The organism is Chromohalobacter sp. HP20-39, from assembly GCF_033052815.1.
Classification (GTDB): domain Bacteria; phylum Pseudomonadota; class Gammaproteobacteria; order Pseudomonadales; family Halomonadaceae; genus Chromohalobacter.
In genome coordinates this window covers 1-239 of record NZ_JAWHTP010001125.1, presented here as the reverse complement: position 1 = coordinate 239, position 239 = coordinate 1, and the positions used below count along the sequence as shown (strand labels likewise).

The 239-nt window shown below is 69.9% G+C and carries 1 pseudogene; it reads left to right on the top strand.

The features are described 5' to 3' along the window. Positions 1–239: pseudogene (locus RVY79_RS21400) on the top strand (hypothetical protein); the annotation flags it as partial.

Here is a 239-nt window from a genome sequence, read left to right as displayed (position 1 = left end):
GTCGTCGCCGCGGCTGACCTGCTCGCGCTGACGCTGCTGGCTGCGCCGGGCGAATGGGGTGCCGACGTGGTGATCGGCAACACGCAGCGCTTTGGTGTGCCGTTCGGTTTCGGCGGCCCGCACGCTGGCTACATGGCCGTGCGTGATGCGTTCAAGCGCTCGATGCCCGGCCGCCTGGTGGGCGTGACGATCGATGCGCAAGGCAACTCCGCTTACCGCCTCGCGCTGCAGACGCGCGA